The sequence below is a fragment of the Providencia sp. PROV272 genome (assembly GCF_049901975.1).
Taxonomy (GTDB): domain Bacteria; phylum Pseudomonadota; class Gammaproteobacteria; order Enterobacterales; family Enterobacteriaceae; genus Providencia; species Providencia stuartii.
Window position 1 is genome coordinate 140726 of sequence record NZ_CP096293.1, and the last position, 7877, is coordinate 148602.

The window sequence follows — 7877 nt, forward strand, 5'->3', positions numbered from 1 at the left end:
CTAAAATAGTAGCTGTGTCACAGTAAGTAAGGCTCCGTTCGGAGTGATATGTATTCCATCCTTTGTGCGAACTGTTGTCCCATCTATGACATCCTTGTATGTTTCACCAAGAACCGTTCGTGTATCTACGGTGGTGATCCCCTCTATCTGCGAAGCCGTCTTTATGGCTTGCCGAGTGTTATCTAATAGTCTGTTTTTGGCGGGGTCTTTAAGGGTTGGAGGAAGTAACCAGATCACATTTTGGTTTCTGGCTTTTATGGTTTGGATAAAATGCCGAACTTTAGAGGTGTACTTTTCTTTTTCTGATATTTGAACATGGTCGTTAGTACCGAGAATCACATAAACGGTATCGTATTTTTCAAAACTGAATTGCTCTGCGTATCTCTGCCAATCAAGGATCTTCTTTGTGGATAATCCGCTACCTACTTTGTATCGAGCATCAACAGCTTGGATTGTGCTGTACCCTTTAGCTATCTCATAGGTAAGTGAATCTCCTATAAAAACAGGTTTGCTGTATGACATAGAAGAAAATAAAAGGGAGCTGATTACTGAGATTTTATAAATATTCATTGCAACCCATATCAGTTATAAGCCAAATCTCACTACTTTGACTTGTGTTCTTTTTAAGCAATATCGAGCATGGTATAGATGCCATATCAATTTTTATTAATGTGTTGCCACTCCCCTTCACCTCATAGAGTTGCTTTATTTCGTTGGATTCAAGACCAGTAATCTCTCTTGCCAGTACATAGGTATCAGCTACTCTGTCGAAGCCACCAGAACTGACATGCTTATCTTGTGCGGCTTGCGTCACAAGATGCTCGTGTGTAGTGATCGCCCCTGTGGTAGAACCACAAGAGGATAAGAAAAAGCAAACTAATGCGATACAGCTTCTATTTATCCCCATCATTCCCCTCTGCCGTTTGAGCTTCAGAAATTACTTTTAAGCTATTCTCCCCTATATCAAAATCGCTTTTCATAAACTCAAGTGTAAAAGCCGTGGCTAAATACCGGCTTATCAAAAGTTCCTTTTTAACAAGCCCTCGCAAATGCCGTGGAGTTCCAACCGCATTTTCAAAAAAACGTGAATCCCATGAGTGATCCCTGTTATCGCCAAGAACAAAAACATATCCATCAGGGATTACCCATTGTGTATAAATTGGCTTAACGAATGGTTTACGGTTATCAATGACGTACTCATATTGTTGCGCATTACGTTCCTGAAGCGCCTGATAGGTACTCGTATGGTCATTATGAAGGTTTAGCTGCCCGATCATCCTTCCGTTGATCTGGACCGACTTATCATCGGTATAAGTGACAGTATCGCCAGCCAATCCGATAATGCGTTTTACATAAATGAATGAAGGGAATGCAGGAGCTCGGAAAATCACGATATCCCCACGCATCAATTGCTCTTTTTGCGCATCAACCGGCTTTGCAAAAATGAGATCACCAGCTTTCAATGTCGGTGCCATAGAGGATGTAGGGATAATGTAATAGTCCAATAGGTAGGATTTAACGGACCATACAATAAGTGAAATTATTACCAAACTGACAGTATAAAAACTAGGCTTACGTTTACGATATACGAGGTAAAGAATTCGTAGGATAAGTGCAATAATAAGGGTACTTATGAAGTTCATGACCTTCAGCCTTCAGAAATCAAAAAGGCAATGTACCCGTTATGTAGTATCTTTTTTCTTAGTAAACAGTCATAAAAGTATCACTTTCTATTTTGATGGTGCATGGTTATGGCTTTCAAATATCCATAAAACCATAACATATTAAAGTGGCTACTTATTTTTAAAGGCAAGAAATAACATATAGTTTCACTGGAAAAAATAAGATATCCCATCTTATTATCTATTGCTTTAAAACTAATTGAATCAATATTGCTTTTAGAGTGCTTAAAATAGATGTGATAGCAATTCACATAAATTGCAATAAGAAAGAATGATGCTAACACCTTAGATAATTCAATTAATGCTATGCACTCTATAAAATCTCCAATTACTGAAATTAATACAATAAATATTAATATGGAAATATCAATTATGTTTTTTCTGCGTATTAATAAATACGCTGGATATACACAAGCAACGGTAAAAAAAATAATCTGAATGAAAGAGATGTATTTATTCTTCATTAGACCACCATTCAGGAGCTGCTAATGAATCATCTGAAACTTTCCAACCAAAGTTAATCAACATTTTCTTTATATTATAAGGTTTATCCATAAAATAGCTCATGTGGGTTTTATTGTTCTTTGTGACCTGCCCTGCTGCCCTAACTGAAGTAATACCAATGTAGGTCGTTAAATCTGCAAGTGTATAACCTAAATACGTTACATCTGACAATTCTTCGATACGCTTATTTTCATGAATAGTGTTTAGTATGCCCTCTAATTCTGATTTAACAAACATATACAATTGTCTGCTATCACTACCGGTTATTTCTTTCCTTTCATCGTAGTGGCTATTATGAACATTCTCATTATCCTTGTTATTTTCAAGCCACCAATTAGGTGCAGATAAATTATTGTTGGTAACAACCCATCCATGATTAATAAGAACAAGCGCATTATTAAATGTATACTTTGAAAGTTTCAATTCATTAACTTCAGACAAAAAGATTGCTTGTTTATCAATGCATTCTAAAATACCAAGATCTATTAACATTGCGGTAATAGATGATTGATTTCTATGTATTTTATCTGCGATTGAGCTTAGGTTCATCTTGTTTTGTATCATGGAGATAACTATATGAATTTCCTCATTAACCCATACTGTTTCATTACGATTCAATTCGATAGTGTTGCTCATAGGGAACTGATCATTACTCACCCACCACTTGGGGGATTTAAGAGATTCCTCCCTATTTGATAACTCATATATCCATCCAAGTTCTAGTAATTTAGGAATAAATGATGAATGAGGAATGAGGTAGTTTAAATTAGTACTCCTAGCCGTACATATCTTATTATCCTTGTGATTTATTTCACACAATCCCATATTCAATAATTTAGAGAGGACATCATTTACACTACGACCGGTATATTTGCATGTTTTTTCAATGAAGAATGGCTCGTCAATCGCCCCAATCAACTTTGTTATTTCGGAACAAGTCCATGTGGTTAGGTTTCGCATAACTATTTAACTCAAATCATTTAAAATGGTATAATATTGGCATGGTCATAAGCTATTTCATTGAATGTGTCTTTGGATATAATTTCAGTTTTAATACGTTCTAACATTGCCAGTTGATCCCATATTACTGTAAAATCATCTGAGCTAACATGATTATTAGTATATATATTATGAAATGCGTCTTTAAGGTTAAATATATTAATGTTGCTTCCATGCGAGTGTGTATTTATACCAAGGTAGTTAATCAACCACTGAATTTTGATAAGTCTAACGCAAAGATCTACACAGTATCGACTAACTTCATATTCTCCAGAAGCGAAAGATTCTGCATGTAATACAAGTTCCTCATATAACTTTAAAAACTCAAGGCTTTCTATCTTTGCTCTATGTTCTGTCAAAATGTTATAAATTTTAACTGTATTGCTATCTAAGTCATTTTCTTCAGGAAAATATAGCGTTACCTTTTCTTGTTCACGCCAGTTTGGTTTTTTATTGTTTAATTCTAATTCCACGTATTTTTGAAGCCAAATATACTTAATTGATTTACTTGTTATAGATGTGTAGAAAACAAAAAATGGTACATTAAATAACAATGCATATTCTATAGTTTTGACGGGGAAATCTGGCATTTTAACACTACCATTAAAAATTTTTTCAGTGCCTTTGGCTTGTACAAAAAAACAGTCTCCTGTCGCTTTTTCGTTCTTAAATACTTGAATCATTAAATCGATCCCATAGTCACGTTCACCTATGGTATGGACAACCCAATCTTTAGCTGGAACCTTCACATTGATAAGTGCATTTGCTTGAGAGTCGGTTACATGCGATTTACTTCTCATAATTCATCCTTTGTTAGTATTGAAGGTTACGTGCAGCAGCCTCTAAGCGCGTTACACCTCGTTTATCATATCGCTGTGTAGTAGCGACACTACTGTGTCCCATCGCTTCTCTGACAGTAAGTAGGTCCTCACCGAGTTCTAACAGCTTAGTAGCATAGGTTCGGCGGCAATCATGGGGTGTGAATGACTCTAATTCTGAATCTTTCACCAATTTATCAATAATATACCGTAAACCATCGGTTGTTATTCTATCGCAAGTCACATCATCATTTTTACGAATACGGGTGAAAACTGCACCGGAATGATCTCCCCTAACAGTTTCAATCCATAAGCGAGTGCGGCGGAGGGTATCACTTGGCATAAAATTAGTTCTTTCTTTGTTACCCTTCCCCATTATTTTTACGGCGTAGTTATCAAAATTGATATCTTCCATATCTAACAAAGTGACTTCAGCACGGCGCAAACCGCATCCGAGCATCAGTGAAACAATCGCTGCATCACGTATAGAGACTGCGGTGTTTAGGCTATCAAGATGCTGATAAATTTGCGTTATTTCACTACTACTCAGTGAACGCCCTCTACCAATACGGTTCCCACGAATGCGACGTATGCTTCTAATATCCTGATATGTATCGCTATCTATGGCTCGTGATGCTCTGGCTTCTTCAGCAACCCCTTTAATCGCGCTCAGGACTAGGTTGATACTATTTGGGGTCTTTTTCTCCAGTATTAACTTCTGAAGTACCAATTGGACCGAATCCCGATCCATAATGGACCAGTCAAACGTGAATGGGTCCTTAGAACGAAACAGCCTGACCACCGACACGAGGCAGGATCGCATTGTCTTTTGACTTTGTTTGGAACGCAGCCGTAGCAAATAGCTGGTTGCTGGATTGTTGGTGTTTTTCGTCATGTTATTTACATCAACAATACTTGTTACAGTGTCACGTAATATTAACTCTCCCATTACCGCCCTCTTTGGTGTAGAAAATTAGTGTAAAAATTATCGTTGATTCTGGTGCGTCAAACAGCAATACCTATCGAAAACCTAAAAAGATTTTACGCTACTACATTAAACGTATATTTAACCGAGTAAAGAGTAACACAAGGATTTATCATCCAAAAGTTAAAACATAGATATTATTGCAAATATAACAATACTCGGTGATATATTGCACATTATTGATGATTAAAATCCATAATGTAACTTGTATTATGAATTTGTGGGTAGAAAGTAGGTTTAATACACTGATTAGTGATTTCCTTTTTTTGGTAATATCAGAATCAATTGAATAGCTACCATGTAGCTATAATTATAAATTTTTATAATTCTATAAGTACTAATTTATAGTAAAAATAAAGGAAAAAATGTGAAAGCCAATAAATTAATTTTATTTGCAGTCTTATCATTGAGTATCACACATATCCAAAATGCGATTTCCGCTGAAAGTCAAATGTCATTTTCACTATCAGAAATTTGTAAAGCAGGATTATCTACCATATATGATCGTGATATAGATATAATGCAATCGACGGAAATTTCAAATAATATCAGTAGAATTAGATACATAAGAAGCCAAGATGGTAAACTCTTTTCATATCTGTGTAGAAAAGAGTCAACAAACAGACTAAGTTTCTTTGACGAAAACTTACCCAATGCTCGTTGGTATGGTGCTGATCTGTCTGAACCACAGATATTTTTCTCTACGGCAAACAATGTGCTAACTATAAGAGATGTTGTTAACGGAGAAACCTTAAAAACATATATATTTAGTAGAAATGATTTTATTGACAAGAAGGAAACATCTAAGGATGAAAGGGATAAGATAAACATCTGGCTAGATGAGTACATAACCAATTCATTCAATAAAACTAATGCGTGGGATGTTAAATATATTGGTGTTACACAAACGATGTCTAGTCCGGTTAATACTTATATGCTAAATTTTGATACCACAGATAAAAAGTTACTCTCTCTTAAAAATGCAGATGTTGATGCGTTTGCTTTTGAACAAAACATATCAAGAATATCTAAATGGAAGAATAGCTTTTGTACAAAAGAGATTTCAGATTTTATGATTAAATATAGCATTGATGTGCTACACTCAAAAATATCTAATAACGGAGAATTACAATTCATCTCTACTTGCTACAAAGGTAGCTATTAAGGTTTATTGAAAGGTATTAATAACATGTGGGTGTAAATAAAATTATACCCACCACTAATATATGGTGATTTCATAGAATATTTAAATATATAATTGATATTATTCAATTCAAGTTAGTATGAGCCATTTATATTAAAATACTTAAAGAAATATCATAAAAACAAACACATATTATTAATAATAAATAGTATTGCAATTAATAATAATCTGCTAATATCGTTTTGGGTGCTTGAATCATTTTGGTTCGAGCATTGATACGAGCCAAAAAGACGAAAGCCCCGAATCAGGTATAACCCTTAATTCGAGGCAGTCTACAAACTTCGCAATTTGATTCTGTCTCCTTTTACTCAAGGAGTCAAGAGAAATGAGCAAATTTGCCCTGATAGGGCTGATTGCTGTGTGCATCACAGTTCTGTGCTTCTCATTGTTAATGCGTGATCGCTTATGTTCACTTAATTTCACAAGCGGAGGCACAGTGGTTCAAGCAACGCTATCTTGTGATAAGTAATGTTGCTCTTGTGGGGGGAAACCCCCACATTTTCTCTTTTATAGATTACGAAGGATTGGTGATACAAGCACCCTTTTTCGGTTAGCTATGGTTCACTCTTTTTGCTATCAATCATACCACTTTCGTTGAATAGATAGATAAGCCAGTATATTAAATATAATGCTGTTGTAATCATGCCTATATTGATCATTAATAATCCGAATCGCGGTGTATTATTAATATCAAACAGTAAATCATCCCTGATAAAATAGCTAGAGAGTAAAAATACAACTGATATACCAGAATAACCAAATGCCAATTTGAATAGTCTTGATTTCGATTTAGCGAAAATCATTATTAAAATTATAAAAAACAAAACATAATCATTTACTGTGAAAATAACATCTAAAATAGAGCTTAATGATGATATAGCATTATCTAAAGGAGTTTGATTACCTGTTGCTGTGTGTAGTGTTTCATTTTCCATTCTATCCCATAACCCTTATAATTATTATATCTAACCTATTAACGCCTTTGCTTTAGCTTTTATCTCTGCCAGTTCTGATGCCTCCACTTTGCCCTTTTTAGTAACCTTACGAGCTCTCCAGTCAACACATGTAACTTGATCCGCTAATGCGTAACTGTCTCTTTCGTTCGAGAGTTCGCATTCAAATGGATAGCCTTTGCCCTTAGTTGTACATGGTACGCATAATAAGAGCCCTACTTTATTATTGTATGCAAATGGGCTGAGGACAACTGCTGGACGATGACCGCCCTGCTCATGTCCTTCAACTGGATCAAAGTCAATCCAAATCAAATCGCCAGAATCAGGAACGTATCGAGATACCATTAAATTAATTCCTTACCTGTTCGAGCTCCGAAGTCTACTTTCTCATGAATATTCTCCGGCGTGATACCGGCTAACAAATTTTCTAATGAGTATTCTACTGCTTTAACTGGCGTAATGATGATACGACCTTCTTCTACCGCTATTTCAACCGTATCATCAACGCTAAGTGCCGCTTTTTGCATGATTGCAACAGGAAGCCGTACAGACGGGCTATTGCCCCATTTTTTTACTGTGACCTGAGCCATTTATCACCTCTACAATTCAACGTCCGAGTTTTAATAGTAGCACTCTAATTTAAATGTATCAACATTGTTGATTGTGTTAATGTAGCTAAACACATAAACACATAAACACATAAACACATAAACACATTAGCGCGTGTATAAC

11 protein-coding genes are annotated in these 7877 nt (G+C 35.4%); 2 read left to right on the forward strand and 9 right to left on the reverse strand.

Annotation, left to right across the window (positions count from 1 at the left end; genetic code table 11):
- From M1E93_RS20670 to M1E93_RS20695, 6 genes are all read right to left on the reverse strand, one after another.
- Positions 1 to 570, reverse strand: coding sequence for a GDSL-type esterase/lipase family protein (locus M1E93_RS20670; RefSeq protein WP_023159952.1), 570 nt, complete (start codon positions 568 to 570; stop codon positions 1 to 3).
- A complete protein-coding gene (locus M1E93_RS20675) occupies positions 557 to 814 on the reverse strand; it encodes a hypothetical protein (RefSeq protein WP_159242425.1) in 258 nt (85 codons plus the stop codon). The genes M1E93_RS20670 and M1E93_RS20675 overlap by 14 nt, the downstream gene beginning before the upstream one ends.
- Positions 815 to 893: 79 nt before the next feature.
- On the reverse strand, positions 894 to 1643 hold the full coding sequence (gene lepB, locus M1E93_RS20680; RefSeq protein ID WP_071547986.1) for a signal peptidase I: 750 nt from the start codon (positions 1641 to 1643) through the stop codon (positions 894 to 896).
- 492 nt (positions 1644 to 2135) lie between these two features.
- On the reverse strand, positions 2136 to 3146 hold the full coding sequence (locus M1E93_RS20685) for a hypothetical protein (RefSeq protein WP_203544163.1): 1011 nt from the start codon (positions 3144 to 3146) through the stop codon (positions 2136 to 2138).
- Positions 3147 to 3166: 20 nt separating this feature from the next.
- Positions 3167 to 3985: a DUF4365 domain-containing protein gene (locus tag M1E93_RS20690; protein ID WP_023159955.1), complete on the reverse strand. Its 819-nt coding sequence runs from the start codon at positions 3983 to 3985 to the stop codon at positions 3167 to 3169.
- Positions 3986 to 3998: 13 nt separating this feature from the next.
- Positions 3999 to 4952, reverse strand: coding sequence for a tyrosine-type recombinase/integrase (locus tag M1E93_RS20695; protein ID WP_023159956.1), 954 nt, complete (start codon positions 4950 to 4952; stop codon positions 3999 to 4001).
- Positions 4953 to 5355: 403 nt separating this feature from the next.
- Here M1E93_RS20695 and M1E93_RS20700 point away from each other — a divergent pair, with 403 nt between their 5' ends.
- Positions 5356 to 6153: a hypothetical protein gene (locus M1E93_RS20700; protein WP_172688767.1), complete on the forward strand. Its 798-nt coding sequence runs from the start codon at positions 5356 to 5358 to the stop codon at positions 6151 to 6153.
- Between the two features lie 364 nt (positions 6154 to 6517).
- Complete coding sequence (locus M1E93_RS20705; RefSeq protein WP_071547955.1) at positions 6518 to 6661, forward strand: Hok/Gef family protein; 144 nt, start codon at positions 6518 to 6520, stop codon at positions 6659 to 6661.
- 85 nt (positions 6662 to 6746) lie between these two features.
- Here the strand turns inward: M1E93_RS20705 and M1E93_RS20710 are convergent, their stop codons facing one another.
- Genes M1E93_RS20710 through M1E93_RS20720 form a run of 3 tightly spaced genes read right to left on the reverse strand, consistent with a single transcriptional unit; the run spans position 6747 to position 7735 of the window.
- Positions 6747 to 7127, reverse strand: coding sequence for a hypothetical protein (locus M1E93_RS20710; RefSeq protein ID WP_096864991.1), 381 nt, complete (start codon positions 7125 to 7127; stop codon positions 6747 to 6749).
- A 30-nt stretch (positions 7128 to 7157) separates the two neighbouring features.
- The gene (mazF, locus tag M1E93_RS20715; RefSeq protein ID WP_023159957.1) at positions 7158 to 7490 is read right to left on the reverse strand and encodes an endoribonuclease MazF; all 333 of its coding nucleotides are present in this window, start codon (positions 7488 to 7490) and stop codon (positions 7158 to 7160) included.
- Positions 7490 to 7735, reverse strand: coding sequence for an AbrB/MazE/SpoVT family DNA-binding domain-containing protein (locus M1E93_RS20720; RefSeq protein ID WP_096864992.1), 246 nt, complete (start codon positions 7733 to 7735; stop codon positions 7490 to 7492). The genes mazF and M1E93_RS20720 overlap by 1 nt, the downstream gene beginning before the upstream one ends.
- Positions 7736 to 7877: the final 142 nt, after the last annotated feature.

Bases quoted from the DNA above. Each gene is read 5' to 3' on its own strand.
- M1E93_RS20670 (WP_023159952.1), bottom strand. From the start codon at position 570: ATGAATATTTATAAAATCTCAGTAATCAGCTCCCTTTTATTTTCTTCT.
- lepB (WP_071547986.1), bottom strand. From the start codon at position 1,643: ATGAACTTCATAAGTACCCTTATTATTGCACTTATCCTACGAATTCTT.
- M1E93_RS20685 (WP_203544163.1), bottom strand. From the start codon at position 3,146: ATGCGAAACCTAACCACATGGACTTGTTCCGAAATAACAAAGTTGATT.
- M1E93_RS20690 (WP_023159955.1), bottom strand. From the start codon at position 3,985: ATGAGAAGTAAATCGCATGTAACCGACTCTCAAGCAAATGCACTTATC.
- M1E93_RS20695 (WP_023159956.1), bottom strand. From the start codon at position 4,952: ATGGGAGAGTTAATATTACGTGACACTGTAACAAGTATTGTTGATGTA.
- M1E93_RS20705 (WP_071547955.1), top strand. From the start codon at position 6,518: ATGAGCAAATTTGCCCTGATAGGGCTGATTGCTGTGTGCATCACAGTT.
- M1E93_RS20710 (WP_096864991.1), bottom strand. From the start codon at position 7,127: ATGGAAAATGAAACACTACACACAGCAACAGGTAATCAAACTCCTTTA.
- mazF (WP_023159957.1), bottom strand. From the start codon at position 7,490: ATGGTATCTCGATACGTTCCTGATTCTGGCGATTTGATTTGGATTGAC.
- M1E93_RS20720 (WP_096864992.1), bottom strand. From the start codon at position 7,735: ATGGCTCAGGTCACAGTAAAAAAATGGGGCAATAGCCCGTCTGTACGG.